Genomic DNA, 26,337 nt, shown 5'->3' on the forward strand with positions numbered 1-26,337 from the left:
CGTGACGCGCATGAATTTCTCCCCTCATTTTGCGGCCGTGCTGGCCACTCTTCTGTGCGCGCCCACCGCTTCGGCGCTGTCCCTGCAGGAAGCGCAGCGCGCCATGGAAGCACACAACCCGGACCTGCGTGCGGCGGCACTGGCGCTGCGCGGCGTGCAGGGCGATGTGCAGACGGCGGCGTTGCGCCCGGCCACCGAGTTGTCGATCGGCACCAGCAAGATCAGCCCCAAGCATGGCATCGGCTCCGGACGCTGGCAGGACAAGCGGGTGGACAGCACCGTGGGCCTGGGCTGGACCTGGGAGCGCGGTGGCAAGCGTGCGTTGCGTATCCGCCAGGCCGATGCGCTGCTGGAAGTGGCCGGGCTGGAGATGCTCGATGCGCGGCGCCGCCAGCAGGTGGCTCTGCATGAAACCTATTTCGCTCTGAAGGGCGCCCAGGAGCGGGCGCAGATTGCCGATGCCAACCGCCAGAGTTCGGCCGAACAGATGGCAGCGGCGGACAAGCAGGTTGCCACCGGGGCGATGGCGCCGGTCGACCGCGCGCGGCTGGCAGTGGACGACCTGGCGGTGGCCGACGCGGCGCGCGAGGCGTCGCTGGATCTGCGCGATGCGCGGCATGCGTTGGGGCTGCTGCTCGGCCGCGACGACAGCCATGACCTCAGCGCCGATGATCCTTGGCCGGAGGCCAGCAGCGTGGCCAGCGTGCGTGCGTTCGATCCGCAGCAGCGTGCCGATCTGCGCGCGGCACGTTCGCGCCTGGCCGCGGCCGACGCCGGTGTGGCACTGGCGCGCAGTGAGCGCCACCGCGACATCCAGTTGGGCGTGGAGGCCGAGCGCGAGCCGGCTGACATCAGCGGCGTCACGTGGGGTGTGTCATTGACCATACCGCTCGGCGGCCCGTCACGTGCACGCGGCGCGATCCAGCGTGCCGAGGCCGACCGTGACAGTGCCGCGCTGGAGCTGCAGGTGCTGCAGCGCGAAGCGCGTGCCGAACTGGACCAGTTGCAGGCCAGCGCGCAGTCCGCCGCGCAGCGCCGGAGCGACTACGAAGGACTGCAGTCCGACGCCGCACGCAGGGCGGTGCAGGGCATCGAGCTGGCCTACCGCCGCGGCGCCGCCAGCCTGACCGATCTGCTGGATGCGCGCCGCAGCTGGCGCGAGTTCGAGGCCGCATTGATTGAAGCGCGTGCCGACCATGCCATTGCCCTGGCGCGCTGGGAAGCGGCCACATCCGTTGCTGAAGGAGAGTCCCGATGAAGTCCACCGTCGCTTATCGACCGCAGGCGCGACGGGCCGTGCTGCCGGCCTTGCTGGCGCTGGCCCTGCTGGGCGGCTGCGGCCGCGAACCGGCGTCGTATACCGAGGACGCGCCGAAGGTCAGTGCTGGCCAGATCCAGTTTCCTGCCGGTAGCCGCCAGCTGGACGTGCTACGCAGCGAGGCGGTCACCGCCGGCGCCAGCGCCAGCCTGCAGCTGCCGGGCCGGGTGGTCTGGGACGAGACGCGCTCCAGCGCGCTGCGTACGCCGTTGGCGGGGCAGGTGGCGCGCATCGAGGCACAGCCGGGGCAGAAAGTGAAGGCGGGCCAGGTGATCGCCTGGATCACTTCGCCCGAATTCGGCCAGGCCCAGGCGGAGGGCGTGCGCGGCCGTGCCCAGCTGCAGCAGGCGCGCAAGGAGCTGGAGCGCACCCGCGAGTTGCATGCAGCAGGTGTGGCGTCGGGCCGCGAACTGGACGAGGCCGAGGCCAATTTCGCCGGCAGCCAGGCCGATCACGCGCGTGCGACCGCCTTCGCCAAGTCCTATGGCAATGGCCAGCACGTCGACCAGCGCCTGCCGTTGCGCGCGCCGATCGATGGCGTGCTGGTGGAGCGGCGGATGAGCCCGGGCGTGGCGGTCAGCCCCGACAGCGAACAACCGTTGGCGGTGATTGGCGATCCTGACCGCTTGTGGCTGCTGCTGGATGTTCCCGAGAGCCTGGCCGGACGCTTGAAGGCGGGCATGCAGGTGAGCGTGCCCGGGGCCGATGGACAGCCGCTGCAGGCGACCCTGCAGCACGTGGATGACTTCGTCGACAGCGAACGCCGCGTGGTGCAGGCGCGCGCCGAGCTGGACAACCGCGCACGCGGTTTCAAGGCGGGGCAGTACGTGCGCGCCCAGGTGGCGTTGCCGGCCGAGGGCGGTGTCTCGCTGCCCGATGCGGCCGTGTTGTTGATCGACGGCAAGCAGGTGGTGTTCGTGGAGGAGGGCAAGGGCCGCTTCGTGCGTCACGCGGTGCATGCCGAGGAGCTGGGCGATGGCCGGCTGTGGGTGCGTGAGGGCCTGGCCGCAGGCGCCAGGGTGGTGGTAGAAGGCGGCCTGCTGCTGCAGCAGCTGGCGGACAGCGCACCGGCCGCCGCCAGCACCGGCACGGGGCACGCCGCTCCATGATCGATCGCCTGATTGCCTACTGCCTGCGCCAGCCATTGATGGTCATGCTGGCACTGCTGCTGTTCATGGGTGCTGGCATTGCCGCGTTCCGCGTACTGCCGGTGGAAGCCTTCCCGGATGTATCCGACACCCAGGTGACAGTGGTGTCGCTGCACCCGGGCCGTGCCGCCGAAGAGGTCGAGCGCGAGGTGACGATGCCACTGGAAGTGGCGCTGTCCGGCATCCCGCATTCGGTGCGGGTGTTCTCGCATACGCAGTTCGGCCTGTCGATGATCATCCTGACCTTCGACGACAAGGCCGATGACTACTTCGCGCGCCAGCAGGTGCTGGAGCGCCTGCAGGGCGTGGAACTGCCGGAAGGGGTAACGCCGGAACTGGAGGCGATGAGCTCGGCGGTAGGTGAGATCTACCGTTATGTGCTGAAAGGCCCGCACATGACGCCGACCCAGCTGCGCACCGTGCAGGAATGGACAATGGAACGCAGCCTGCGCACCGTGCTGGGCGTGGCCGATGTGATCAGCTTCGGTGGCTTCGCGCGTACCTTCCAGGTCAAGCCGGACCTGGACAAGCTGCGGGACCGCGGCATCAGCCTCGGTGAGTTCGCCGAGGCGCTGGAGAAGGGCAGCTCGAATGCGGGCGGCGGCTACGTGGAACGCGGACAGCAGCAGTTCCTGATCCGTGGCGTCGGCCTGATGCGCTCGCCGGCCGACATTGGCAGCGTGGTGGTTGCGCAGCGCGGGGGCACGCCTATCCTCGTGCGCGACCTGGCCGGCATCGCCGACACCGGCCTGCCGCGCCAGGGCCTGGTCGGTCAGGACGACAACGACGATGCGGTGTTCGGCATGGTGCTGATGCGCAAGGGCGAGAACCCGTCCGACGTGCTCGACGCCCTGCATGCGCGCATCGCCGAGATCGAGGCCAACCAGTTGCCGGCCGGCGTCAGCATCGAGCCGTTCTACGACCGCTCGTGGCTGGTCTCGACCACGCTGAAAACCGTCTTCCGCAACCTGCTGGAAGGCGCAGTGCTGGTGTTCCTGGTGCTGTGGCTGTTCCTGTACAACGCCCGGGCCGCGCTGATCGTGGCGGCCATGATGCCGCTGGCCCTGCTGTCGACCTTCCTCGGCCTGCATCTGTGGGGCGTGCCAGCGAACCTGTTGTCGCTGGGTGCGATGGATTTCGGCATCATCATCGATGGCGCGGTGATCGTCACCGAACACATCGTCTCGCGACTGTCGAAGCTCCCACCTGCGGCCGACCGGAAGACACGGTTCTCGACCATTCTCTCGGCCGCATCGGAAGTGGGGCGGCCGACGTTCTTCTCGATGCTGATCATCATCGCCGCGCACATCCCGATCTTCACCCTGCAGCGCCAGGAAGGCCGCATGTTCGCACCGATGGCGTACTCGGTGACCTCGGCCCTGATCGGTGCGTTGATCCTGGCGCTGACCGTGGTGCCGCTGTTCTGCTACTGGTGGCTGCGACGGGACCGCATGCGCGACGGCAATCCGCTGATGGACCGCCTGACCGGCTGGTATCGGCCGATCCTGGAGCGTGCATTGGCCCGCCCGCGTGCGGTGGTACTGACCGCGGTTGCGCTGCTGGTCGGCACGCTCGCACTAGGCACCCGGTTGGGTTCGGAGTTCCTGCCCGAGCTGGACGAAGGCTCGATCTGGCTGACCGCCACGCTCGACCCGAGCACCAGCCTGGTCGAAGCGCAGCAGCAGTCGCGGCGCATCCGTGAGCTGGTCGGCACCTTCCCGCAGGTGTCGACGGTGGTGGCCAAGCTTGGCCGCCCGGAAGACGGCTCCGACGCCAAGGGCGCCAACCAGATCGAGGCGCTGGTGGCGTTGAGGCCGGAGAAGGAGTGGCCGAAGGGCGTGGACAAGCGGCAACTGGTGAGCGACCTGCAGCGCACGCTGGAGCAGCGCATCCCGGGGCCTGAGTTCTCGATCTCGCAGCCGGTGCGCGACAATATCCTGGAGAGCATCTCGCAGATCAAAGGCCAGGTGGTGATCAAGGTCAGCGGCTCGGACCTGGACGTGCTGAATCAGCAGGCGCAGGCGATCCTGGGTCAGGTGCGTGGTGTGGAGGGCGTGGAGAGCGCCTTCATTGACCGTGACGGGTCGTTGCCGCAGCTGCAGATCGAGATCGACCGCGACCGTGCCGCGCGCTATGGCCTCAATGTGCGCGACATCGACGAGGTGATCGAGACCGCACTGGGCGGGCGCCAGGTCGGTGAACTGTGGGAGGGCGACCGCAGGTTCCCGATCACGCTGCGCCTGGACGACGCCGACCGCGACCTGCAGCGGCTGCGCACGGTGCCGGTGGGCATCGGCGATGGCCACACCGTGACGCTGGCCGACGTGGCCGACTTCCGCATGGCCAGCGGCGCGATCAACATCTCGCGCGAGAACGCACAGCGGGTAAAGGCGGTGAGCATCTTCATCGCCGGGCGTGACATGGGCAGCGTGGTGGCCGACATGCGCAAGCGCGTGGAGGCCAGCGTGCAGCTGCCGGAAGGCTACCGGCTGGAGTGGTCCGGCGAGTTCGAGAACCAGCAACGTGCGATGAAGCGTCTGGGCTGGGTGATCCCGCTGTCGGTGCTGATCATCTTCGTACTGCTGTTCGATGCCTTCAAGGACGTCAGCAGCGCCGCGCTGATCCTGGCCAACGTGCCACTGGCGATGATCGGCGGCATCCTCGCCCTGTGGTTGACCGGCATTCCACTGTCGGTGTCGGCGGCGATCGGCTTCATTGCATTGTTCGGGCAGGCGGTACTGAACGGGGTAGTGATGCTCAGTCGCTTCGCGCAGCTGCGAGAGCAGGGCATGGACCTGCTTCAGTCGGTCGTGCAGGGCTCGCTGCAGCGCCTGCGCACCGTACTGATGACCGCACTGTTGGCGATGTTCGGCCTGCTGCCGATGGCGACCTCGCATGCGATTGGTGCCGAGACCCAGAAACCGCTGGCGGTCGTGGTGATTGGCGGCCTGCTGTCGGCGATGCTGCTGACCCTGCTGGTGCTGCCTACGCTGTACTACTGGGTGCACCGCCGCCGCGAGGCGCGCATCGCCTGACCTACCTGTAGAGCCGAGCCCATGCTCGGCTGCTTCTGGCCTTTGCGCGAAGAGCAGCCGAGCATGGGCTCGGCTCTACAAGGGCGTCGCGCCATGCGTGGATGCCACCTGTGCGGACTACACCATCCCGCCGTTGGCGCGCAGGACCTGGCCGTTGACCCACCCGCCATCGGCACCGGCCAGGAACCCCACCGCACCGGCGATGTCCTCCGGCGTACCCAATCGCTGCAGGGGGTTCATCTTCGCCAACCGCTCGATCAGTTCCGGTGACTTGCCGTCCAGGAACAGGTCGGTAGCGGTCGGGCCTGGTGCCACTGCGTTCACGGTGATGTTGCGCCCGCGCAGCTCCTTGCTGAGGATGGCGCCCATCGTCTCCACCGCTGCCTTGCTGGCCGCGTACACGCTGTAGTTCTCCAGCTTGATGCCGACCACGCTGGTGGACAAGGTGATCAGCCGGCCACCGTCGCGCACCCGTCGTGTGCTTTCGCGCAGCACGTTGAAGGCACCCTTGAGGTTGATGCCGATCACCCGCTCGAACAGGGCGTCGTCGGTGTCGGCGAGCGGCGCCAGCTGCAATACGCCGGCGCTGTTGACCACCACGTCGATGCCGCCGAAACGGGCCTCGACGGCGTCGAACAGCTGGTTGACCGCCTGGGCGTCGGCCACGTCGGCCTGCAACGCGATGGCCTGCGCGCCGGCTGCGTTGAGTTCGGCCGCCAGGGCTTCGGCGTCGTCGCGGCGCCCTGCATAGTTGATCGCGACGGCGTGGCCATCGGCGGCCAGGCGGCGGGAGATGGCGGCGCCGATGCCACGGGAACCGCCGGTGACCAGGGCGACAGAGCGGGCGGGGGAGAGGGTCATGGTGGCTTCCTGCGAGGGACGCCGGAGTGGCGCAGGGCCATCTTCGCCACATTATCCTTTCGGATAATCCTGCATAATCCGCCAACATCATTCGGGTAGTCGAACAATGGACCGCTTCACGGCCATGCGCGCCTTCGTCCGTATCGTCGAGCGCCGCAGCTTCACCCGGGCCTCCGAGGACCTGGACCTGCCGCGGGCCACGGTGACCGATGCGATCAAGGCGCTGGAACAGCGGCTGGGCGTGCGCCTGCTGCACCGGACCACGCGGCTGGTGGTGCCGACGCTGGAAGGCGAGGCTTTCTATGGCCGTTGCCTGCGCCTGATCGCCGACATGGACGATGCCGAGGCCGCGTTCCGTGACGCGCCGCCGCGCGGCCCGCTGCGTATCGAAGTGCATGGCACGCTGGGCCGGCACCTGCTGTTTCCGCACCTGCCGGAATTCCTGCAGCGCTACCCGGAGATCGAATTGGACGTCAGCGAGGGTGACCGCTATGTCGACCTGCTGCGTGAAGGCGTGGATGCGGCGTTGCGGGTGGGGACGCTGGCCGACAGCGATCTGGCGGCGCGACGGTTGACCATGCTGCGCGAGGTCACGGTGGCCTCGCCGGGCTATGTGCAGGCGCACGGCCTGCCCGATACCATCGAATCGCTGCAGGACGGCCACCAGATGGTCGGCTACCGCTCCAGTGCCACCGGCCAGCTGATTCCCCTGGAGTTCCAGCAGGGCGGGCAGGTGCGCTACGTGCCGCTGCCGGCACGGGTGCGAGTGTCCGGTGCTGAGGCGTTCCTTGGTGCCGCGCTGGCGGGCCTGGGCATCATCCAGGCGCCGCGCTACCGGATGGACCCGTACATCGCGCGCGGACAGTTGGCGGAGCTGTTGCCCGAGACACCACCGACGCCGAGTCCACTGAGCCTGGTCTACCCACGCAACCGCACGCCGTCACCGCGCTTGCGGGTGTTCATCGATTGGGTGGCCGGGGTGTTTGAGCAGACCGGGGTTGCCGGCCAGCAGCCGGGACTACCGGGCTGAGGTGCTCGGCAGCACCAGCTCGAACAGGGTGCCGGTGTCATCCGAGACAACGCTCACGCTGCCGCCGTGCGCCTGTGCGATCGCGCGTGTGATCGCCAGGCCCAGTCCGGCACCTTCTTGGCGGCCACGCTCGCCGCGGTAGAAACGATCGAACAGGCGCGGCAGCGCCTCGCTGGCGATCGGCGTGCCAAGGTTGTGCACGCTGACCCTGCACACGCCATCGGCCTCGACCAGCCGCACCCGCACTTCGCTGCCCACGGCTGCGTACTTCAACGCGTTGGACAGCAGGTTGGCAATCGCCCGGTGCAGCATCAAGCGGTTGCCTTCCACGCTCGCCACACCTTCGCGGCGCAGGGTCAACTGTCGGTCCTCGGCCAGAAGCTCGTAGAACTCCAGCAGCGAATCCACCACCGCATCCAGCGCCACTGGCTCGCGCGAGGGCAGTGCACCCGGCGCTTCGGCCTGCGCCAGGTACAGCAGGTCACCCACGGTCTGCGCCAGCTGCTGCAGTTCCTCGGCGCAGGACGCCAGCGTCTCGCGATAGGCCTCATTGCTGCGCGGGTGCGCCAGCACCACCTGCACCTGGGTCAGCATGTTGGTGATCGGTGTGCGCAGTTCATGGGCGAGATCACCGGAGAACTCGGTCAGCCGCGCGAAGTCCTGCTGCAGGCGCGCCAGCATGCCGTTGAGCGTCTGCGCCAGCTGCTCCAGTTCGGCCGGTGCGCTGCGTGCACTCAGTCGGCGCTGCAGCCGGCCGGCGGTGATCTGCCGGGCCTCATCGGCCAGCGTGCGCAGCGGCCGCAGCGTGCGCCGCACCACGTAGCCGCCGAGCAGGCTGCTGGCCGCGGCGGCGCCGATGATGGCGATCGCCAGCAGATGGCGGAAGCGCTGCAGGAAATCGGCGTGGCGGTCGTCATCGATGGCCAGCAGGGTGACCAGCTCGCTGCCGTCGGCCAGGGTCTGGCGCAGGTGCAGGGCATGCATGCAGCGACCATCGGCGAGGATCCAGTCGTGCCGCCGTGGCGCGGCGTCGATCGGCTGGCTGCGTGCATGCTCGCGCAGCAGTGCCGGTGCGGTCGAGAAGAGCACTGCGCCGCTCCCATCAACAATGTGGAAGGCGATATCCGGATGGTGGCCCAGTGCGTCCGCCAAGCGCTGCCCGCGTGCGGACGCAGGTCCGTTGCCGGCCAGGTCACGGATCAACGCAACCTTGTTCTCCAGTTCGCTGAAGTCCTGGGCCACCAGGTCGTGGCGGGCGCTGACATAGATCGCCACGCCCAATGCGGCCAGCACCAGCGTAGCCACGATGGCGAACAGCAGCGTCAGCCGTACCGCGATGGAGCGACGCAGGCTCATCCGCTGTGCAATGCACCGTCGTCCGGCGCCTCCAGCACATAGCCCATGCCGCGCACGGTGACGATCAGCTTGGCGTCGAAGTCATCGTCGATCTTCGCGCGCAGGCGGCGGATCGCCACGTCGATCACGTTGGTGTCGCTGTCGAAGTTCATGTCCCATACCTGCGAGGCGATCAACGAGCGCGGCAGCACTTCACCGCGTCGGCGCGCCAGCAGTTCCAGCAGGGTGTATTCCTTCTGGCTGAGGGCGATGCGCTGGCCGCCGCGTTCGACCCGGCGGCGCAGGGTATCCACCACCAGGTCGGCGATGACGATGCGCTCGGCCTGCGGCAACGCCTGGCCACGACGCAGCAGGGTGCGCACGCGCGCCAGCAGTTCGGCGAAGGCGAATGGTTTGGCCAGGTAGTCATCCGCGCCCAGCTCCAGGCCCTGAACGCGGTCGGCGATGCTGCTGCGCGCGGTGAGGAACAGCACCGGTACCTGCCATCCGGCCTCGCGCAGCCGCGACAGCACGTTCCAGCCATCCAGGCCGGGCAGCATCACGTCGAGGATGACCAGCTGATACTCGTCGCTGCCGGCCAGGTGCAGCCCGTCGATGCCGTTGCAGGCGAGATCGACCACGTAGCCGGCCTCGATCAGGCCCTGGCGCAGGTAGTTGCCGGTCTTGGGTTCGTCTTCGACGATCAGCAGTTTCATGGTGTGCCCATCATCGCAGCTTGGGCCCGTGCTGGAACGGATGAGTCATGCCAATGGGTCCAGAGTGCCGAGCACCGCCACGCAGGCCAGCACCAGCAGCGCCAGCACCGATTCGCAGGCGAGGCTGTGGCGAAGTGAGCGCAGCGGCCTGGGTTGCCAGCCGCCGCGGATGGAGACCGCCAGCGCCGGCACCAGCCGCCAGCGATGCAGCGCGGCAAGCCCCAGCATGCCACCGACCAGCGCCAGCTTGAGCAGCAGCCAACGCCCATGTGCGGCGCCGGTCAGGGTCTGTATGGAACCGCCGAGATCGACATAGGTATAGGTGCCGGTCATTGCCAGCAGGGCGACGATGATCGTGCCCGGCTCGGCGAAGCTGTGCGCGGCCTGCCACAGTTCGCGGGTACGTTCGTGCAGGCGCCGGCCCTGTGGACGCAGCGCCAGCTGCAGGATGGCGGCGATCGCACCGACCCAGGCGCCGGCGGCCAGCAGGTGCACGATGCCGGCCGCCAGCCGCAAGGTCCCGCCGAATCCATCACCGGCGGAGGCGTGACCATTCCAGGCGAGGCTGGCCAGAGGTACCGCCGTGAGTATCAGCAACGCCAGACGGCGCAGGCCCTGCACCGGGCGATTGACTGCCAGCAGCGGCAGCATTGCCAGCAGGGCCAGGATGCGCAGCAGCCCTGCCTTACCCACCGGCGTACCGGTAAGAAACCAGCGCGCCGTCTCGCCATCGATGTCGACTGCTGATATGCCAAGCACGCCGGACAATCGGGTGGCCGCATCGGTGACGACGAGGATGAGTGCAACCACGGCCAGCGCCAGCGCGGCCCCGCGCGGTAGCGCAGGGCGGACGAACAGCAGCCGCCCGAACAGCAGCATCAGCACCAGGTACAACGCCAGCCGCAACGCATACGGTGAGAGCTCGGCCACGACGGCAGCCTTACTTCACGGTGAAGCGGTAGCTGCCGGTGATCGGGTGGCTGTCCTCGCCCACCGCGCGCCACTGCAGTGCGTAGCTGCCTGCCGGCAGCGGCTTGGCGAAGCGCGCACGCAACGTGTGGCCATCTTCGGAGAGGTCCTGCGCGGTGTTAGGCATGGCCATCTTCATGCGGCCATGGTCCATGCTCAGTTCAATGCGGGTGGCACGCGGCATCACCTTCTCACTGAACTGCAGCGTGATCTCGGTCGCCGGGGCTACGGTGGCGTCGGCGGCCGGCGTCGAACGCACCAGGCTGGGATGGGCCAGCGCCGGCGGCACAACCGCGAGGCCGGACAGGAGAAGAACAAGGGAGACGGAGCGGATCGGGAAGCGGGTCATGCGCGGGACACCTGTGGGAGAACTGGCCCTCAGGGTGAAGAGTGGCGCCTTTCGCTGCTCTGACGCGGACATTACCGTCTTGTAATGTTGGTTGGCTGCCGGCCAGCGGCCGGCACTACCGGGTACGTGACTGCGCGATCCATGCAGACGGCGAACAGCCGAGCACGCGGCGGAATGCCGCGCTGAACTTGCTGGGATTGGCATACCCGCTGGCCAGGGCAACATCGGTGACACGGCGGCCCTGCGCGAGTTCGGTGCGCGCCCAGTGCATGCGGCGCTGGGTGAGGAACGCGTAGGGTGGCAGGCCTGTGGCCGCGCGTAGCGCCCGACTGAACGTTGCGGCCTCCATCTGCACTGCAGCAGCCAGCTGTGGGACCGTCAGCGCCCGACCGTGCTGCGCGTCGATGTAGGCCTCCAATTGTCGCAGCCGTCGTGCCGACAGCGCGGACGTGGTGCCGCGTGCCTCGCGAGGTTGGCCGGCAAGCTGGCCCAGGCGGTGCAACAGCACCTGCGCGCCATGCTCAAGGAAGCCGGGCAGGCAGGCATCGGCCTGCGTGCTGCACCACAACGCGCTCAGCACCGCGGACACCACCGGATCGCGGTGCAGCCGCGCCGCCAGCGGCTGCAGGTGATGCAGCGTCTGCACGTTGTGCGGCAGCATGCGGGTATCGATGGCGATCCCGATCAGATCCACTGACGGGCTGACATAGGTGCCGGTGTCTGCGGGCAGCACCAGGTTGAACTGGCCAGGTCGCCAGGATGCCTGCAGAAGACCGTTGAGGGTGTGCTGCTGCAGTCGTCCGCCGCCGCCCACGGCCATGCCCAGGCGAAGCTGGTGCGGATGCCCCATCTCACCTTCACCTGCGTCGAAGTGGTGGCGCAGCAGCACCACCGCGCCATCATTGCTGGCGTGAACCGCAGGGGGCTGCGGGCCGGCTTCCTGCAACAGCTGGTCGGCGAGGGTTGGCATTTCGGATCCGGGAATGGAGCAGTGCCGCCCGGAATGGAGTGGCAGCGCGGCGCGGGTGTTACATGATAACACTCTTGTCCCGCGCTGCCGCCGCTCGCGCGTCCTCCAGTCCAGCCCGTCGAGGTCTCCCCGTTGAAGTCGTCCACGCCTGCCGCCGCCCTCGTTGTGGCATCCCTGCTCATTCCCGCAATGCCCGTGCTGGCCCAGCAGGCCGACCCGGCCACGCTCGACGGTGTACGCGTCACCGGTTCAAAGCGCGATACCCGCTACCTGAAGAGCGACCTGTCGGTGACGGTACTCGACAGGCAGGCGCTGAAGGAGGCCGGTGTCACCGAGTTCCGTGACCTGGACAAGCTGGCGCCGAACGTGAAGTTCAACGCGATGGGCCAGCTCAGCAACATGTTCATCTCGATCCGTGGCATCGAGTCCAATCCGTTCCTGGTCAACCGGGCCTCGGTCTACATCGACGGCATTCCGTTCCGTGAGCTGAGCAATGCCGTGCTCAACCAGGTAGAGTCGGTGGAGGTGCTGCGCGGGCCGCAGGGCACGCTGTACGGTGCCAACAGCGAGTCGGGGCTGGTGCTGGTGCGTACACGCGGCCCGGCCGATGCGCGAGAGGGCGAGGTCAATGTGCGCAGCACCTGGTTCGGCAACGGCAATGGCACCGCTCTCGATGGCTTCCTGGCAGGGCCGTTGAACAAGACGGGCAGCCTGTCCGGCTCGGTGGCGTTCATGGGCTCGGATGAGGACGCCTACCTGAAGAACCTCACGCCGTCCGGTGCGCGCGGCAGGGTGGGCGAAGGCTACCTGCAGGGCAAGCTGCGCTGGCGGCCAAGCGACTATGTTTCGGTGAACGCGCTGGCCTATCACCTGCGCACCCGCGCGCCCGGCATGTTCGAGTACGAGTACCTGCCGCTGGACACCGACCTGTACAACCGCACCTACGGCACGTCGCTCAACGGTGGCCGTCGTGCCGGTGATTTCACCTACATCAACGACGCACCCAAGCGCACCGAAAAGGATGAGTCGGTTGCGGGCCTGAGCGCGCAATGGCAGCTGCAGGCAGGCACGCTGGACGTGGCCGCCTCCTGGCGAAGCGAGGAAGTGACCTCCGCCGGCTATGACTTTGACATGACCCAGAGCCCAGCATTGGCAGGCCGCATCTACGACCGGAAGCGCGAGTGGACGGCCGAGGCGCGCTTCAGTTCGCCCAGTGACCAGGCCCTGACCTGGATGGCCGGTGTGTCCACCTACCGCAACAGCAAGGATTCGATCCTTGGCACGTTCGTCGGTCCGGCGCTGCGTGGGCTGGACAGTTACAACCTGGCGCCGCGGCAGACCTCGAAGGGCGAGGACTACAGTGTGTTCGCTACCGCCAGCTACACCTTCCCCGCGCAGCCCAAGCTGACCGCCAGTGCCGGCCTGCGCCATGAGCAGGCGCGGCGTTCCACCGAGCAGCGTTCCGGTGCGCTGGATCTGGGCGCCGGTGGCCGCGTCCTGTACCGCGACGCCGCGCTGGCGCATACCTTCACGGCGACGCTGCCGCGGGTGTCGCTGCGCTACGACGCCACTGACGACCTGTCGTTCTATGCCGCCTCGGCCAAGGGCTACATTCCAGGTGGCTTCAACCTGGCCGCAGCGCAGAGCGACGTGGTCAACGACAAGGTGCTGCGCTACGAATCCGAACGCATGTGGAGCCACGAGCTGGGGTTCAAGATGAATCTGGCCGGCGGTCGTGGCCACATCGGCGGGGCACTTTTCCACATCACCTCGGACAACTGGCAGGAGATCCAGGTGGCCACCGATGCCAACGGCCGCCCGATTTCGTCGGACTACGTGGGATCGGACGCCTCGATCCGGTCGCGGGGTGCAGAACTGGAGGGGGTGTTCGAAGTAGTGCCTGGCTTCACGCTGATGGCGAATGTGGGCTACGTCGACGCGAAGTACACCAAGCTGTGGGTCACCGTCGACCAGAACCTGGATGGCAAGCGGGTCAAGTTGACGCCGCATTACACCGGCTATCTGGCCGCACGCTACCAGTTCGAGTCTGGACTTTACGCGCGGCTGGAATCGCAGTTCACCGGCTCCAGCGCACTTGACGAGCGCAACCGCGCCTTCCAGCCGGCCGTCGCCGTGCTGGGTGCGCAGCTGGGCTACGAAACCGGGCCGTGGAGTGCACGGCTATTCGTGCAGAACCTGACCAACAAGCGTCGCATCAACGGCCTGATCTTCGACAATCTGGCTTTTGGGCGTGATGGCAACTACTACGGCCCGGTCGACAGCCCGCGCATCTTCGGCGCGGAACTAGGCTACCGCTTCTGATGATAGGTAGTGCCGGCCGCTGGCCGGCATTTTCGGGGCGCTGGCCAGCGGCCGGCACTACCGGCGGTTACGCAACGCCCGTCGATTGCCAATGTGCGCTGCCGCCAACAACACACCACCACAAGCGGTGGCCATGCCATGCCAGAGCAGCGATTCCTTCAGCGGCAGGTACAGGGAGGCCGACAGCAGCAGGATGGCGCCGGTGCAGGCCAGCTGCACAGGCCGCCAGCGCCCATGCCGGTGCACCCCGGCCGAGGTACTCGCCAAGGCCAGCGAGGAGGCCAGCAGCGCGAACAGCCACTCCCAGCGCGACATCATCAGCAGCAGCGTCATTACGCCATGGCCGGGGTGCTGGAACGAGCGCAGCGCCATCATCGCTGCCGGCACGAAGGCCAGCAGCAGGGGCAGGGCGATGCAGTGGGCGGCGCAGGCCAGGGACAGCCAGGCACCGGCAAGATCGAAGCGGGGGTGCCAGCGTGCCGAAGTTGGCGGCTGGGCCAGGGCCCTTGCGGGCGTCGTGGGGATGTGGTCCATAATGTTACATAGTAACAATTGGAGACTCCCCCATGAAGCTTCCTGCTGCTCTATTCCTGCTGCTGGCTGCCAGCGCCGCGCAGGCCCATGACATCCGCCAGCACGCACCGCACGTGCATGGCCAGGCGACCGTCGATGTTGCGCTTGACCAGCAAACCCTGGAATTCGCCCTTCAGGCCCCCGGCATAGGCATCCTCGATTACGAGCGGCCGCCGGCCAATGCAGCCGAGCAGGCCGCGCTGGCACGGGCGACGTCGTTGCTGAAGGGCGGCAGCTGGGTCACCTTGCCCACCGCCGCGGGCTGCCGTCTGGCCACAAGTAAAGCCGATGCAGATGGCTTCGACGCGACGGCCGCCGCGCCGCCGCCGGGACAGCACCGGCACGCGGGTTTCAGCGCAACGCTGCAGTACCACTGTGCCAAACCTGCCGCGCTGCGCGCCATCGTCGTGCGCCTGCCCGTACTGTTCCCGGGCCTGCACGAAGTCATCGTCAACAGCGCAACGGCCCATGGCCAGAACCGCAGTGTGCTGACCCCGGACAACCTGCGCGTGGTGCTGGTCCCGTGAGCACGGCACCGGTGATCGCTCTGGAAGACGTGCAGTTCGGCTACGGCATGTGCCTGGTGCTGGACATCCCGCGGTTGTGGATCGAGCAGGGCAGCAGCGTGCTGCTGCGCGGAATCAGCGGTGGCGGCAAAAGTACCTTGCTGGGTCTGCTGGCCGGTGTGCTGCTACCCGGCAAGGGACGTGTCGAGGTGGCCGGCCAGGCACTGCAGGACATGGGAGGTGCGGCGCGGGATCGTTTCCGTGCCGACCAGTTGGGCGTGATCTTCCAGCAGTTCAATCTGCTGCCGTTCCTCACTGTGCGCGACAACATCGCATTGGGCCTGCGCTTCTCGCGCCTGCGCAGCGCGCGCATCAGTGGGCCGCTGGATGCAGAGATCGCACGCCTGTTGTCAGCCCTGCAGCTTGACCCGGCGTTGATGCAGCGGCGCGCGGGCACGCTCAGTGTCGGCCAGCAACAACGCGTGGCGGCGGCACGCGCCCTGATCGGCCGGCCAGCGTTGCTGCTGGCCGACGAACCAACTTCGGCACTGGACCGCGATGCGGCGACCGCCTTCCTGCAGCTGATGTCCGCGCAATGCCAGGCGGCCGGCACCACGGTGCTGGTGGTCAGCCATGACGACAGCCTGCAACCCTTGTTCGACCGCACGATTGCATTGTCCGAGATCAACCTGGCAGGTGCCGGCCATGCTTGAGCTTGCCTGGGCCAGCCTGCGCAGCCGCGCGTTGAGCGTGGGCCTGACCGTTCTGGTCATCACTCTCAGCGTGGTGCTGCTGCTGGGCGTCGAGCGTGTACGCACGCAGGCGCACGAGGGGTTCGCCAGCACCGTATCGGGCACCGATCTGATCGTCGGTGCGCGCTCGGGACCGGTGAACCTGCTGCTGTACTCGGTGTTCCATGTCGGCGATCCAACCAACAACGTGTCCTGGCAGTCATTCCAGGAACTGTCCGCGCTGCCGCAGGTGAAGTGGGCGGTGCCGTTGTCGCTGGGCGATTCCTGGCGTGGTTACCGGGTAGTGGGTACCACTGGCGGCTACTTTGAACACTATCGCTATGGTTCCGGTCACGCGCTGGCCTTTGCACAGGGGCGGCCCTTCGATGATCTGTATGACGCAGTAATCGGCGCAGAAGTGGCTCGCGCGCAGAAGGTCGGCCTCGGTGACCAGATCGTGCTGGCGCACGGCACCGGCGCGGTGACCCTGGCCACGCATGCCGACAAGCCGTTCCGCGTTACAGGCATCCTGCAGCGCACCGGCACGCCGGTGGATTCGTCGCTGCTGGTCTCGCTGCCGGCCATCGAGGCGATCCATGTCGACTGGCGATCGGGCGTGCAGCTGCGCAGCCAGAGCGTCAGTGCCGAGCAGGCGCGCCACCTGGACCTGACCCCGACCAGCATCACTGCCTTCATGCTCGGGCTGAACTCGCGCATCGCCACGTTCTCGGTACAGCGCAGGATCAACGAGTATCCGGACGAGGCGATGCTGGCGATCCTGCCAGGCGTTACGCTGCAACAGCTGTGGCAGTCACTGGGCACCGCCGAGCGGGCGTTGCAGCTGATCAGTGCAATGGTGGTGCTGCTGGGCATGGTCTCGCTGGTGGCGCTGCTGGTCTCCACCCTGCAGGAGCGCCGGCGCGAGATGGCCATCCTGCGTGCCACCGGTGCGCGACCGGGCTACATCGCGGGCCTGCTCGTGGTGGAAGCGGTGGCGACCAGTGCGGTGGCCAGCGTGCTGGCCCTGTCGCTGCTGGTGGTCGCCAGCATTGCCGGGCGCGGCTGGGTACTGGCCACCTTCGGTCTGTCGATCACCCATGTCTGGCCGGATGGCCGTGAACTGGCATGGGCAGCGGGCGTGCTGCTGATCAGCGCCGTAGCCGGGCTGGTCCCGGCGTTGCTCGCTTACCGGCGCACCTTGGCCGATGGCCTTTCACCGGGAGGCTGAGCATGCGATGGATGCTGTGGCTGCCGATGGTGCTGGCACTGGCCGCCTGTGAGCGGCCGGTGGATACCGGCGTGCAGGCCTTGCCGCCCTCGCCGGTGGTCGACCGCGATGATCCTGCAGACGCTGCGGAGCAGGAGCAGGAGCAGGAGCTGGACTGGTTGCAGATGATGCCGAAGGACGAGCTGGCCGCACTTGAGCGGGGCGAGGGCCCGGAGGTCGAGCACAACGGCAACCGGCGCATGCCGCAGTTCGGCACCTTCCGCACGGTGGACACGGTCCTGCAGCGGCCGGTGCGCCTGCCGGGCTACGTGGTACCACTGGCCAACGCGCAGGACGGGCGGCTGACCGAATTCCTGTTCGTGCCGTACTACGGCGCCTGCATCCACGTGCCACCACCGCCACCGAACCAGATCGTGCACGTAGTGCTGCCGCGCCCGATCGAGATGCCGGACATGTACTCACCGTTCTTCCTGGCGGGCACCCTGCGCGCCGAACGGTTGGATGACGATCTGGCCGGTTCGGCCTACACCATGCGTGACGCACAGCTGAGGCCCTATGAACCGTAGTCACCTGTTGCTGGCGGCGGGATGCCTGTGGTTGGCAGGCTGTACGGCGCCGGGCGGCGATGCCTTGGTGGTCGGGCCGCAGGACAAGCCGGCGCCCTCCGCCACGGCCGAAGCCCCCATCGACCGTTGGGACGCGTTGCGACCCGACGAAGTGACCTACCAGCGCCCACCCCCGCAGATCGGCCTGTCACGCAATGGCATGGAGGGCGTGGGTGGCCTGATCGACGACACCGGCTCGGGCACGCCACCGGGGCTGGAGATCGACCATTCCAGCCCGGACCGGGCCAAGCAGTTCGGCTCCTCGCGCGTGGTCGACGCTGTCGACGGTCGCGCGGTGGATCTGGATGGCTACGTGGTGCCGCTCGGCACCAACGATGCCGGCCTGGTCGATGAACTGCTGTTCGTGCCGTTCTACGGCGCGTGTATCCATGTGCCGCCGCCGCCACCCAACCAGATCATCCACGTGACCCTGGCGACACCGATCGCGCTGGGCGATCTGTGGGATCCGTACCGGCTTGCCGGCCGCCTGCAGGTGAAGCGTTTCGACGCGGACATCGCCAGCGCGTCCTACGATGCCGCGGCAGCCACGCTGACGGCGATCCGCAACTGATGCGCAGGCGATGGCTCATGGCTACCGGGGTGCTGCTGGGCGCGGTGGTGCTGCTGGTGTGGTGGCAGCGGCAGCGGCAGCGCGCACCCATCGCGCCGCCGGCGGTCGCATTTCCGGCACCGGCGTCCGACGCCAGCCAGCGCATCGAACAGCGCCTGGGTGACGACCCCGCGTTTCGCAACGACGTGCTCTTCCTGCTCGCAGCAACATTGCGCGACCGCTGCCAGCCGGCGCAGGCGGGGCTGCTGGCGCGCATGGCCAATCGTGCATCGCTGCCGGTGCTGGCGGCAGTCAGCGCGGTGACCCAGCAGGACCCATCGCTGGACCGGCCGATCTACCAGTACATCCAGCACCGCGCCGATGCGACGCCGTGCGGGCAGCCGCTGCAGATGCCGCTGGCCGGTGGGCGCAGCATGGCCGTGGACATCGAACAGTATGCGCGCACGTTTCCGGACAGCTACTTCGACCCGCAACGCAGCAGCGAACCGCGGGATTTTGGTGGACTGTCGCTGCAGCAGCGTGCCGGCAACGCCTGCAACAGCGTGGTGTATTCGGTGCTGCCGCTGGGTGGCGCCGACTGGCGGTGCAGCAGCCTGCGCGCGAATGCCCGTGCGCGGGTGCGCGGGCTGTGCGAGGACGAGCTGCGGCGCCAGCATGGGGGAACTGGCGGGGAACTGGACATGGCCGTGGGGAAGGGCATGCAGGCGGCGGTGGTATCGGCGATTGCCGCACTGCCGGAAGATTGCCGGTGATGATCCCTGACACCGGGCACGACCCGGCATGAGGGGCACGACAACATGAACATTGCCCGGGCCCCAATCTGAATTGGTGGCGCTGTTTTCATAACTATACAGGACATCCTGTATAGTTATGGCCGTATTCCACCCCCGATCAGGTTCTCCCATGGCTTTGTCCCAGCCCTTGGCCGGTGCGCCGGCCCTGTCGCGTGCCCGTCGCTGGGCACTGTTGTTCACCGTCGCCGCTGGCCTGCTGCTGGTCACGCTCGACAACTCCGTGCTCTACACCGCGCTGCCCACCCTGACCGAGGAACTCTCGGCCAGTGCCGGCCAGGCGCTGTGGATCATCAACGCCTATCCGCTGGTGATGGCCGGCCTGCTGCTGGGTGCGGGCACGCTGGGCGACCGCATCGGTCACCGGCGCATGTTCCTGATCGGCCTGGTGGTGTTCGGCGTCGCCTCGCTGGCAGCGGCGTTCGCTGACACCGCAACGCAGCTGATTGCCGCGCGTGCATTCCTGGCGATCGGTGCCGCAGCGATGATGCCGGCCACGTTGGCGTTGATCGGACTGAGCTTCCACGAAGAACGCGAACGCAACATCGCCATCGCGATCTGGGGTTCGGTCGCCATCGTCGGTGCGGCGCTCGGCCCGATCATTGGCGGCTGGCTACTGCAGCACTTCTGGTGGGGCTCGGTGTTCCTGATCAACGTGCCGGTGGTGGTGGTCGCGTTCGTGGCCACGCTGCTGCTGGCGCCGGAAGGACAGCGCGACACCTCGCGGCCATGGGACCTGGTGTCGTCAGTGCTGGCATTGGCTGCACTGTCCGGCCTGGTGCTGGCGATCAAGTCGTTGATCGCCACGCCGCCCTCATATGCGCTGGGCGCAGCCGCGCTGGTGTTGGCCGTCATCAGCGGTGCGGCGTTCGCGCGCCGCCAGCAGCAGCTGCCGTACCCGCTGCTGGACTTTGCGATCTTCCGTAATCCGGCGTTCCTGGCCGGCACGCTGTCGGCGGTGTTCACCCTGTTCGCGATGGCCGGCCTGCAGTTGGTCACCACGCAGCGCTTCCAGCTGGTGGCAGGTTTCACGCCGCTGCAGGCGGGCCTGCTGGTGTCGGTGGCGGCACTGAGCAGCCTGCCCAGTGCGCTGCTCGGCGGCAGCATCCTGCACCGGGTGGGCCTGCGCCCGCTGATCTGTGGTGGCCTGGCCGCAGGTGCGCTGGGCGTCGGCGTGGTGGCGTTCGGCTTCCTGCACGGCCTTGGTTGGGTGGCGGCTGGCATGGCCATCACCGGCTTCGGTATGGGTTCGGCCATCTCGGTGGCGTCCACCGCCATCCTCAACAACGTGCCGGCGCACCGTGCGGGCATGGCCTCGTCGGTGGAAGAAGTGTCCTATGAGTTCGGTGGCCTGCTGGCGGTGGCGATGCTGGGCAGCTTGAGTGCCGCAATGTACAGCGCGTTCCTGCCGGTCTCGGCCGATATGCCCGCGCTTGCCCGCGAGGGTTTCACCCAGGCGCTGCATGCCGCGCGCGAGAGCGGGCAGGGCGAGTGGTTCGCACTGGCTGCGGCCGCGTATGACCGTGGCTACCAGATCGTGCTGCTGGTGATCATGGCGGTGCTGGCGCTGGGTGCGGCGATCATCGCGCGCCTGCTGCGCGGCCGCGTCGGCAGCCGCGAGGGCGCGGCCGATCGCGTAAAATGAAGCGATGAGAACCAGCAAGCGCGATCGCATCCTCGACGCCGCCGTCAACGTGATCAATCGTGACGGCGTGCGCGCGGTGACCTTTGAGTCGGTGGCGGCCGAGGCCCAGCTGACACGCGGTGGCCTGCTGTATCACTTCCCGTCGCGCGAGGCGCTGCTGCGGGGGATCGACGAACACCTGGTACAGGCCTGGGAGACGTCGATGGAAGCGTTGCTGGGCAAGACCGCCGAGCAGGCCACTGCGTTGGAGCGTTACCAGACCTTCGTGCGCGTGTCGGCCCAGAGCGCCACCCGTGCCGAGCTGATGTTCATGCTCGAATCGGCCGACCCGGACGCCGAAGAGCGCCCGTGGGGACCGGCGGTGCGTCGCTGGGCACCGCTGCCGCCGGAGGCGGGTACAGCGGAAGACAGCGCAGCGCTCGACAATTTCGTGGCGCGGCTGGCCGCCGATGGCCTGTGGATCTACGAGGCGATGTACGAAGGGCAGCTGGACGAAGGCGTACGTGCCCAGGTTGCCGAGCGCATCGCCGGGCTGCTGGCGAAGTCTGATGGGTCACCGCACTTGTAGCGTCGAGCCATGCTCGACTGCTCTCCGGTCAGGCAACGAAACCCCCGCGCTTCGCGCGATAGCTGACCTGCGGTCGACTCTACCCGTTACCTATTTACCCAGCCGGCGCTGCGCTCGCGGCCAACCACGCCCTCGGCGAGGCCCCCAACCGTTTGCGGAACGCTTTCGACAGCGACGCGGTATCGGCAAAGCCCACCTCGATCGCCACCTGCTTGACCGCCACGCCGGCCCTCAATTGCGCGCAGGCCAGGCTCAGCCGCCAGTCCAGCAGATAACTGGCCGGCGTTGCCTGCATCACGTCCTTGAACACGGCCGCGAACGCGCTGCGCGACATGCCGGCCGTCGCGGCCATGCGCGGCAGCGTCCATTCGTCCTGTGGCGCCTGGTGCATCGCCACCAGTGTGCGTGCCAGCCGTACATCGGACAGCCCCCGCATCAGCCCATGGCTGACGCCGGCCGCATCCGGGTGGTCCACCACCCAGCGCAGGATCTGGATCAGCGCGACCTCGAACAGGCGGTTGGTCAGCAGCCGTGAACCGCAGCGCTGGCGATCGGCCTCGGCGAACAGCAGGTGCAGGGTGTCATCCAGTTCGCCGATCGCGGCCAGTGGCACCACCATCACCGGCGGCAGCGACTGCACGATCGGATTACGCGCGCCGCCATCGAAATCCAGCGTGGCGCAGGTGAAATCCGGGCCTTCCAGCGGTGCATTGAAGAACACATGGTGCAGCGGTTGCGGATACAGCAGCAGGCTGGGTGTGTCGATCTTCAACCGGGGCAGCGCGATATCGCCGTCGGGATGACGGACCTCCATTTCACCCTGGCGCAGGATGTGCAGGAAGGCACGACCGGGCTGCGGCTCGAAGACATGGCGCCCGCACAGCGGACCGCTGTGGAACAGCGCGGCCTGCACCCGGAAGCGTTCCAGCAGGGAGGAGAGACGGTCGGGTGGGGAGGTGTCGGTGGGCGTGCTCATGGATGAATGGACAACATGTGCGGCTGATTTTGCCTGAAGCGTCCAGCGAGTCTACCTAGGATGAGCGGGTCGTCCAATCCCGGGCGCTTTCCCAAGGAGATCCACCATGTCCCGTGTCCCCCTGATCGATGCCGCCAACACCACCGCCGACCGCCAGGCCCTGCTGGGTCAGGTCCACGCTGCCTTCGGCGCCACCCCGGCCATGTTCCGCGCCGTGGCCAACTCGCCAGCCGCCCTGCAGAGCATGTGGGGTTCGTTCGGCGCGCTGGGCGGCGGTCGCCTGTCGCCGCTGCTGGGCGAGCAGATCGCCGTGGCCATCGCCAACCGCAATGCCTGCGAGTATTGCCTGGCCGCACACACCGCGCTGGGCCGCAAGGCGGGTGCCAGCAGCGAGCAGATGGCCGCTGCACAGATCGGTCAGTCCAGCGATCCGGCCACCTCGGCGGCATTGGACTTCGCGCTGAAGGTGGTCGAGCAGCGTGCGCAGGTCACCGATGGCGATGTGCAGGCGCTGCGTGCGGCCGGCTTCGACGATGAGCAGATCGTTGAGATCCTCGCCCACGTAGCGCTCAACCTGTTCACGAACTACGTCAACGTAGCGTTCGACGTGCCGGTGGACTTCCCGAAGGTGGCGCTGCGCTGAGATGCGGTTCGGCCCGGGGGCAGTGGGCCGCCCGGGGCCGGTAGGAAGGGGCAGGCGGCGTGGTGCGGCTCTACCTGTCGTCTGCCCGCAGTCGCTCGGGGTGCGTATAGACATTGAACCCGCTCTCCCGCGCGAACCCGACCAGGCACAGGCCTGCACTACGGGCAAGGTCGATCGCCAGCGCGGTCGGTGCCGAGACAGCAGCCAGTACGCTGACGCCAGCCCGTACGGCCTTGCTGACCATTTCGTAGCTGGCGCGGCTGGAAATCACCAGCAGCCCCCCCTCGATCGTGTGTTCATTGTGATGCAGGGCGCCGATCAGCTTGTCCAGCGCGTTGTGGCGGCCGACGTCTTCGCGCACCCAGCCGATGCGACCGCTGGCGTCGGCCCAGGCCGCGGCATGGGTCGAACCGCTCACCGCATTCATCGGCTGATGCTGCACCAGCGTGGCCAGCGCCCGTTGCAGGGCTGCTGGCGAGTAGGTTCGCCGTTCGCGCACCTCGGGCAGCGGCCGCAGCACTTCCTCCAGCTGGCGCGTGCCGCACAGGCCGCAGCCACCGCAGCCCGGCATCAGGCGCCCGTTGGCCGGATCCAGGTCGGCACCGGGTGCATCCTCGGTCACGGTCATCTGCAGCTCGATGCCTTCCAGTTGCGGTCGTACCTCGATCGCCAGCAATTGGGCAGGCGTAGCGATCAATCCCTCGCTGAGCGAGAACCCCAGCGCAAAGTCCTCCAGGTCGCAGGGTGTGGCCATCATCACCGCGAAGGCGGCGCCGTTGTAACGCAGCGCCACCGGCACTTCCTCGGCCACCACGTCGATCTGCGGCTGCTGCCCCTTGCTGCGCCAGCGCTGCAACGGGCGCAGGGCCGTGCCGGCAGGCGGGGTGTGCGGTGGGGTCGAATCTGGCATGCAGCGCGTCCGGACTAAGGAAATACGCAGGTGGTGGACCACCCACGGCATCGAGAATAGCGCAGTGGCCGTGCGCTGACGCAGGTGTAACCGTTGTCATGGCAGGCTGCGCTGAAAACAGCGCGCAGCCACTGGCGAAGCCGTGCAGGCCGTGTTTGACTGTGGGGCTGGACGTGCGATTGAAAGCGCCGCCGGACTGCGATGTGCCCATTGTTGCCGCGTTCCTACCGTAAGGTCCCCGAACATGTCCGAGCAGAAGCCACCGCGTTACAAGCCGTACAACCAGCCGGCCGGTGGCTGGGGTGCCGCCGGTGCCACGGCCAAGGTGCTGCTGCAGCAAAGCGTGATCGGCAAAGGCTCGAAGGCGTTGCTGGCGATGAACCAGCCGGGTGGCTTCAAGTGCCCCAGCTGTGCGTTCCCCGACGCCGACGAACGCAAGAAGCTGGAGTTCTGCGAGAACGGCGCGAAGGCACTGGCCTGGGAAGCCACCCAGTTCCGCGCCGGCCGCGAGTTGCTCGCCCAGCACACCGTCACCGAACTGATGGCGCAGACCGACTACTGGCTGGAGATGCAGGGCCGGCTGACCGAGCCGATGCGCTACGACGCAGCCACCGACCACTACGTGCCGTGCAGCTGGGATGATGCCTTCGAGCTGATCGGCCGCCACCTGCAGGCGCTGGACAGCCCGCACCAGGCCGAGTTCTACACCTCCGGGCGCACGCCCAATGAAGCGGCGTTCCTGTATTCGATCTTTGTGCGCGAGTTCGGTACCAACAACTTCCCGGACTGCTCGAACATGTGCCACGAGCCGACCAGCCGCGGCCTGCCGCCGGCCATCGGGGTGGGCAAGGGCACGATCGTGCTGCAGGATTTCGAGCACGCCGAGGCGATCTTCGTGATCGGCCAGAACACCGGCACCAATTCACCGCGGATGATGAGCAACCTGGTCGAGGCGCGCAAACGCGGCATCCCGATCGTGGCGGTCAATCCGATGCCCGAGCGCGCGCTGATCCGCTTTGCCGAGCCGCAGGACGTGGTGCAGATGGCCACGTTCGGTTCGACCGAGATCACCAGCGAGTTCGTGCACATCCGTATCGGCGGCGACCTGGCTCTGATCAAAGGCATGATGAAGGTGATGTTCGAGCGCGAGGCGCAGGGCGAGCGCGTGCTCGACCATGATTTCCTGTCAGAACACACGGTGGGGCTGGAGGCGCTTCGCGAAGACGTGATGGCGCAGGACTGGGACGAGATCGTGCAGGTGTCCGGCATTTCGCAGGCGCAGATCCGACGCTGTGCGGAGATCTACATCCGCTCCAAGGCCACCGTGATCTGCTACGGCATGGGGCTGACCCAGCACCAGTATGGCTCGCGCCTGCTGCAGCAGGTCGCCAACCTGCTGATGCTGCGCGGCAACTTCGGCAAGCCCGGTGCGGGCATCGGGCCGATCCGTGGGCATTCCAATGTGCAGGGCGACCGCACCGTCGGCATCGACGAGAAGCCCAAGCCGGCCTATCTGGACCGCGTGCAGCAGGTGTTCGGCTTCGATCCGCCGCGTGAGCATGGCCATCATGTGGTTGAATCCATCGAGGCGATGCTGGACGGCAGCGCCAAGGTGTTCATCGGCCTGGGTGGCAACTTCATCCATGCGGTGCCCGATACGCCTCGCGCGTATGAAGCGATGCGTGGGCTGGACCTGACCGTGGGCATCGCCACCAAGCTCAACCGCGGTCATCTGGTTCATGGCCGCGATGCGCTGATCCTGCCGGTGGTGGCGCGCTCGGAGCGCATCGTCACGCCGGCCGGCGAGCAGTTCGTCACCATCGAAGACGCGATGTCGAACGTGACCGCCTCGCGCGGCGTGCTCGAACCGGTCAGCACCGAGGTGCTGCCTGAGGTCGAGATCGTCTGCCGCATGGCGATGGCTGCGCTGCCGCACAGCAAGGTCGACTGGGCGCGCTGCATGCACGACTATGCGCCCATCCGCGATCTGATCGCTGCCGTGTACCCGGAGATCTACACCGGCTTCAACGAGCGCATCCAGCAGCCACACGGCTTCCATCTGGACATTCCGCCGCGCCGCCGCGTCTGGCCCACGCCCAATGGCAAGGCCAACATCCTGGTGATGCCCGGCCTGGACGTGGACGATCCGGTGCACGATCCGGACATGTTGCGGTTGGCCACCGTGCGCTCGCATGACCAGTACAACACCACCATCTACAGCTACAACGACCGCTATCGCGGCGTGTACAACGATCGCATGGTGCTGTTCATGAACATCGAGGACCGGCTGGCGCGCGGACTGCAGAAGGAGGCGCTGGTCAGCCTGGAGACGATCAGCGGCGATGGCGTGCAGCGGCGCATCGAGGGCCTGACCGTGCTGGACTACCCGATGCCGCGCGGCGCGCTGGCCGGTTACTACCCGGAGCTGAACCCGTTGTTGCCGCTGGACTACTACGACCGCATCAGCGGCACGCCCGCCGCCAAGTCGATTCCGGTGCGGGTGCAGGCGATGGCCGCGGCCATTGCGTAGCGCGCGC

24 protein-coding genes are annotated in these 26,337 nt (G+C 67.6%); 15 read left to right on the forward strand and 9 right to left on the reverse strand.

The features are described 5' to 3' along the window. The first annotated feature begins 10 nt into the window (after positions 1–10). From AC5QAH_RS04525 to AC5QAH_RS04535, 3 genes are read left to right on the forward strand one after another with little or no spacing between them, the layout of a single operon-like run. Positions 11–1,258, forward strand: a complete 1,248-nt coding sequence (locus AC5QAH_RS04525; protein WP_495232123.1) for a TolC family protein — start codon at positions 11–13, stop codon at positions 1,256–1,258. Beyond that, the gene (locus AC5QAH_RS04530) at positions 1,255–2,427 is read left to right on the forward strand and encodes an efflux RND transporter periplasmic adaptor subunit (RefSeq protein ID WP_049481005.1); all 1,173 of its coding nucleotides are present in this window, start codon (positions 1,255–1,257) and stop codon (positions 2,425–2,427) included. The genes AC5QAH_RS04525 and AC5QAH_RS04530 overlap by 4 nt, the downstream gene beginning before the upstream one ends. Continuing rightward, entirely contained in the window at positions 2,424–5,501 is a 3,078-nt protein-coding gene (locus AC5QAH_RS04535; RefSeq protein WP_495232124.1) for an efflux RND transporter permease subunit, read from the forward strand. Before AC5QAH_RS04530 ends, AC5QAH_RS04535 begins: the two co-directional genes overlap by 4 nt. Before the next feature lie 117 nt (positions 5,502–5,618). Here AC5QAH_RS04535 and AC5QAH_RS04540 read toward each other — a convergent pair whose 3' ends face one another. After that, complete coding sequence (locus AC5QAH_RS04540; RefSeq protein WP_495232125.1) at positions 5,619–6,362, reverse strand: SDR family oxidoreductase; 744 nt, start codon at positions 6,360–6,362, stop codon at positions 5,619–5,621. 106 nt (positions 6,363–6,468) lie between these two features. Here AC5QAH_RS04540 and AC5QAH_RS04545 point away from each other — a divergent pair, with 106 nt between their 5' ends. Next, a complete protein-coding gene (locus AC5QAH_RS04545) occupies positions 6,469–7,392 on the forward strand; it encodes a LysR family transcriptional regulator (RefSeq protein ID WP_241877206.1) in 924 nt (307 codons plus the stop codon). On the opposite strand, the gene AC5QAH_RS04550 is transcribed toward AC5QAH_RS04545, so the two are convergent. From AC5QAH_RS04550 to AC5QAH_RS04570, 5 genes are all read right to left on the reverse strand, one after another. Then, positions 7,381–8,748 carry a heavy metal sensor histidine kinase gene (locus AC5QAH_RS04550; protein ID WP_191862907.1) on the reverse strand — a complete coding sequence of 456 codons (1,368 nt, stop codon included), beginning with the start codon at positions 8,746–8,748 and terminating at the stop codon, positions 7,381–7,383. The two genes, AC5QAH_RS04545 and AC5QAH_RS04550, sit on opposite strands and share 12 nt — an antisense overlap. Continuing rightward, positions 8,745–9,443 (reverse strand): heavy metal response regulator transcription factor, encoded by a 699-nt coding sequence (locus AC5QAH_RS04555; protein WP_312384724.1) that lies wholly within the window; start codon positions 9,441–9,443, stop codon positions 8,745–8,747. Before AC5QAH_RS04555 ends, AC5QAH_RS04550 begins: the two co-directional genes overlap by 4 nt. Before the next feature lie 45 nt (positions 9,444–9,488). Next, positions 9,489–10,373: a copper homeostasis membrane protein CopD gene (gene copD, locus AC5QAH_RS04560; RefSeq protein WP_317614393.1), complete on the reverse strand. Its 885-nt coding sequence runs from the start codon at positions 10,371–10,373 to the stop codon at positions 9,489–9,491. A 10-nt stretch (positions 10,374–10,383) separates the two neighbouring features. Next, positions 10,384–10,761, reverse strand: a complete 378-nt coding sequence (gene copC / locus AC5QAH_RS04565; protein ID WP_049481018.1) for a copper homeostasis periplasmic binding protein CopC — start codon at positions 10,759–10,761, stop codon at positions 10,384–10,386. A gap of 115 nt (positions 10,762–10,876) precedes the next feature. Continuing rightward, positions 10,877–11,731, reverse strand: coding sequence for a helix-turn-helix domain-containing protein (locus AC5QAH_RS04570; protein WP_049481020.1), 855 nt, complete (start codon positions 11,729–11,731; stop codon positions 10,877–10,879). A gap of 165 nt (positions 11,732–11,896) precedes the next feature. Between AC5QAH_RS04570 and AC5QAH_RS04575 the strand changes: the two genes are divergently transcribed. Then, positions 11,897–14,053: a TonB-dependent receptor gene (locus tag AC5QAH_RS04575; RefSeq protein WP_317614392.1), complete on the forward strand. Its 2,157-nt coding sequence runs from the start codon at positions 11,897–11,899 to the stop codon at positions 14,051–14,053. A gap of 57 nt (positions 14,054–14,110) precedes the next feature. On the opposite strand, the gene AC5QAH_RS04580 is transcribed toward AC5QAH_RS04575, so the two are convergent. Next, positions 14,111–14,587, reverse strand: a complete 477-nt coding sequence (locus AC5QAH_RS04580) for a MerC domain-containing protein (protein WP_049437485.1) — start codon at positions 14,585–14,587, stop codon at positions 14,111–14,113. Between the two features lie 32 nt (positions 14,588–14,619). Here AC5QAH_RS04580 and AC5QAH_RS04585 point away from each other — a divergent pair, with 32 nt between their 5' ends. The 8 genes from AC5QAH_RS04585 (at position 14,620) to AC5QAH_RS04620 (ending at position 21,271) form a co-directional block, all read left to right on the forward strand. Further along, the gene (locus tag AC5QAH_RS04585; protein ID WP_317614391.1) at positions 14,620–15,153 is read left to right on the forward strand and encodes a ZrgA family zinc uptake protein; all 534 of its coding nucleotides are present in this window, start codon (positions 14,620–14,622) and stop codon (positions 15,151–15,153) included. Next, complete coding sequence (locus AC5QAH_RS04590; RefSeq protein ID WP_049437481.1) at positions 15,150–15,845, forward strand: ATP-binding cassette domain-containing protein; 696 nt, start codon at positions 15,150–15,152, stop codon at positions 15,843–15,845. Before AC5QAH_RS04585 ends, AC5QAH_RS04590 begins: the two co-directional genes overlap by 4 nt. Continuing rightward, the gene (locus AC5QAH_RS04595) at positions 15,838–17,091 is read left to right on the forward strand and encodes an ABC transporter permease (protein WP_317614390.1); all 1,254 of its coding nucleotides are present in this window, start codon (positions 15,838–15,840) and stop codon (positions 17,089–17,091) included. The genes AC5QAH_RS04590 and AC5QAH_RS04595 overlap by 8 nt, the downstream gene beginning before the upstream one ends. Before the next feature lie 2 nt (positions 17,092–17,093). Continuing rightward, on the forward strand, positions 17,094–17,657 hold the full coding sequence (locus tag AC5QAH_RS04600) for a DUF3299 domain-containing protein (protein ID WP_099559543.1): 564 nt from the start codon (positions 17,094–17,096) through the stop codon (positions 17,655–17,657). After that, positions 17,647–18,267, forward strand: a complete 621-nt coding sequence (locus tag AC5QAH_RS04605; RefSeq protein WP_495232126.1) for a DUF3299 domain-containing protein — start codon at positions 17,647–17,649, stop codon at positions 18,265–18,267. The genes AC5QAH_RS04600 and AC5QAH_RS04605 overlap by 11 nt, the downstream gene beginning before the upstream one ends. After that, positions 18,267–19,019 carry a hypothetical protein gene (locus AC5QAH_RS04610; protein ID WP_043396115.1) on the forward strand — a complete coding sequence of 251 codons (753 nt, stop codon included), beginning with the start codon at positions 18,267–18,269 and terminating at the stop codon, positions 19,017–19,019. Before AC5QAH_RS04605 ends, AC5QAH_RS04610 begins: the two co-directional genes overlap by 1 nt. 151 nt (positions 19,020–19,170) lie before the next feature. After that, positions 19,171–20,703 carry an MFS transporter gene (locus AC5QAH_RS04615; protein ID WP_313208183.1) on the forward strand — a complete coding sequence of 511 codons (1,533 nt, stop codon included), beginning with the start codon at positions 19,171–19,173 and terminating at the stop codon, positions 20,701–20,703. Positions 20,704–20,707: 4 nt separating this feature from the next. After that, a complete protein-coding gene (locus tag AC5QAH_RS04620) occupies positions 20,708–21,271 on the forward strand; it encodes a TetR/AcrR family transcriptional regulator (RefSeq protein ID WP_049455145.1) in 564 nt (187 codons plus the stop codon). Positions 21,272–21,365: 94 nt separating this feature from the next. Here the strand turns inward: AC5QAH_RS04620 and AC5QAH_RS04625 are convergent, their stop codons facing one another. Continuing rightward, the gene (locus tag AC5QAH_RS04625) at positions 21,366–22,247 is read right to left on the reverse strand and encodes an AraC family transcriptional regulator (RefSeq protein WP_049455146.1); all 882 of its coding nucleotides are present in this window, start codon (positions 22,245–22,247) and stop codon (positions 21,366–21,368) included. Between the two features lie 106 nt (positions 22,248–22,353). Between AC5QAH_RS04625 and AC5QAH_RS04630 the strand changes: the two genes are divergently transcribed. After that, positions 22,354–22,890, forward strand: a complete 537-nt coding sequence (locus AC5QAH_RS04630) for a carboxymuconolactone decarboxylase family protein (RefSeq protein WP_317214734.1) — start codon at positions 22,354–22,356, stop codon at positions 22,888–22,890. A 70-nt stretch (positions 22,891–22,960) separates the two neighbouring features. Here AC5QAH_RS04630 and fdhD read toward each other — a convergent pair whose 3' ends face one another. After that, positions 22,961–23,800 (reverse strand): formate dehydrogenase accessory sulfurtransferase FdhD, encoded by an 840-nt coding sequence (fdhD, locus tag AC5QAH_RS04635; protein ID WP_495232127.1) that lies wholly within the window; start codon positions 23,798–23,800, stop codon positions 22,961–22,963. Positions 23,801–24,044: 244 nt separating this feature from the next. Here fdhD and AC5QAH_RS04640 point away from each other — a divergent pair, with 244 nt between their 5' ends. Next, positions 24,045–26,330 (forward strand): FdhF/YdeP family oxidoreductase, encoded by a 2,286-nt coding sequence (locus tag AC5QAH_RS04640; RefSeq protein ID WP_495232128.1) that lies wholly within the window; start codon positions 24,045–24,047, stop codon positions 26,328–26,330. Positions 26,331–26,337 lie beyond the last annotated feature (7 nt).

The organism is Stenotrophomonas sp. YJH_SMC_43, assembly GCF_059372535.1.

Excerpts from the sequence above, each read along its gene's own strand:
- AC5QAH_RS04630 (WP_317214734.1), top strand. The coding sequence starts at position 22,354 with ATGTCCCGTGTCCCCCTGATCGATGCCGCCAACACCACCGCCGACCGC.
- AC5QAH_RS04525 (WP_495232123.1), top strand. The coding sequence starts at position 11 with ATGAATTTCTCCCCTCATTTTGCGGCCGTGCTGGCCACTCTTCTGTGC.
- AC5QAH_RS04585 (WP_317614391.1), top strand. The coding sequence starts at position 14,620 with ATGAAGCTTCCTGCTGCTCTATTCCTGCTGCTGGCTGCCAGCGCCGCG.
- AC5QAH_RS04540 (WP_495232125.1), bottom strand. The coding sequence starts at position 6,362 with ATGACCCTCTCCCCCGCCCGCTCTGTCGCCCTGGTCACCGGCGGTTCC.
- AC5QAH_RS04600 (WP_099559543.1), top strand. The coding sequence starts at position 17,094 with ATGCGATGGATGCTGTGGCTGCCGATGGTGCTGGCACTGGCCGCCTGT.
- AC5QAH_RS04610 (WP_043396115.1), top strand. The coding sequence starts at position 18,267 with ATGCGCAGGCGATGGCTCATGGCTACCGGGGTGCTGCTGGGCGCGGTG.
- AC5QAH_RS04570 (WP_049481020.1), bottom strand. The coding sequence starts at position 11,731 with ATGCCAACCCTCGCCGACCAGCTGTTGCAGGAAGCCGGCCCGCAGCCC.
- AC5QAH_RS04595 (WP_317614390.1), top strand. The coding sequence starts at position 15,838 with ATGCTTGAGCTTGCCTGGGCCAGCCTGCGCAGCCGCGCGTTGAGCGTG.
- AC5QAH_RS04555 (WP_312384724.1), bottom strand. The coding sequence starts at position 9,443 with ATGAAACTGCTGATCGTCGAAGACGAACCCAAGACCGGCAACTACCTG.
- AC5QAH_RS04640 (WP_495232128.1), top strand. The coding sequence starts at position 24,045 with ATGTCCGAGCAGAAGCCACCGCGTTACAAGCCGTACAACCAGCCGGCC.
- copC (WP_049481018.1), bottom strand. The coding sequence starts at position 10,761 with ATGACCCGCTTCCCGATCCGCTCCGTCTCCCTTGTTCTTCTCCTGTCC.
- AC5QAH_RS04530 (WP_049481005.1), top strand. The coding sequence starts at position 1,255 with ATGAAGTCCACCGTCGCTTATCGACCGCAGGCGCGACGGGCCGTGCTG.
- AC5QAH_RS04605 (WP_495232126.1), top strand. The coding sequence starts at position 17,647 with ATGAACCGTAGTCACCTGTTGCTGGCGGCGGGATGCCTGTGGTTGGCA.
- AC5QAH_RS04535 (WP_495232124.1), top strand. The coding sequence starts at position 2,424 with ATGATCGATCGCCTGATTGCCTACTGCCTGCGCCAGCCATTGATGGTC.
- AC5QAH_RS04545 (WP_241877206.1), top strand. The coding sequence starts at position 6,469 with ATGGACCGCTTCACGGCCATGCGCGCCTTCGTCCGTATCGTCGAGCGC.
- AC5QAH_RS04615 (WP_313208183.1), top strand. The coding sequence starts at position 19,171 with ATGGCTTTGTCCCAGCCCTTGGCCGGTGCGCCGGCCCTGTCGCGTGCC.
- AC5QAH_RS04620 (WP_049455145.1), top strand. The coding sequence starts at position 20,708 with ATGAGAACCAGCAAGCGCGATCGCATCCTCGACGCCGCCGTCAACGTG.
- AC5QAH_RS04550 (WP_191862907.1), bottom strand. The coding sequence starts at position 8,748 with ATGAGCCTGCGTCGCTCCATCGCGGTACGGCTGACGCTGCTGTTCGCC.
- fdhD (WP_495232127.1), bottom strand. The coding sequence starts at position 23,800 with ATGCCAGATTCGACCCCACCGCACACCCCGCCTGCCGGCACGGCCCTG.
- AC5QAH_RS04580 (WP_049437485.1), bottom strand. The coding sequence starts at position 14,587 with ATGGACCACATCCCCACGACGCCCGCAAGGGCCCTGGCCCAGCCGCCA.
- AC5QAH_RS04625 (WP_049455146.1), bottom strand. The coding sequence starts at position 22,247 with ATGAGCACGCCCACCGACACCTCCCCACCCGACCGTCTCTCCTCCCTG.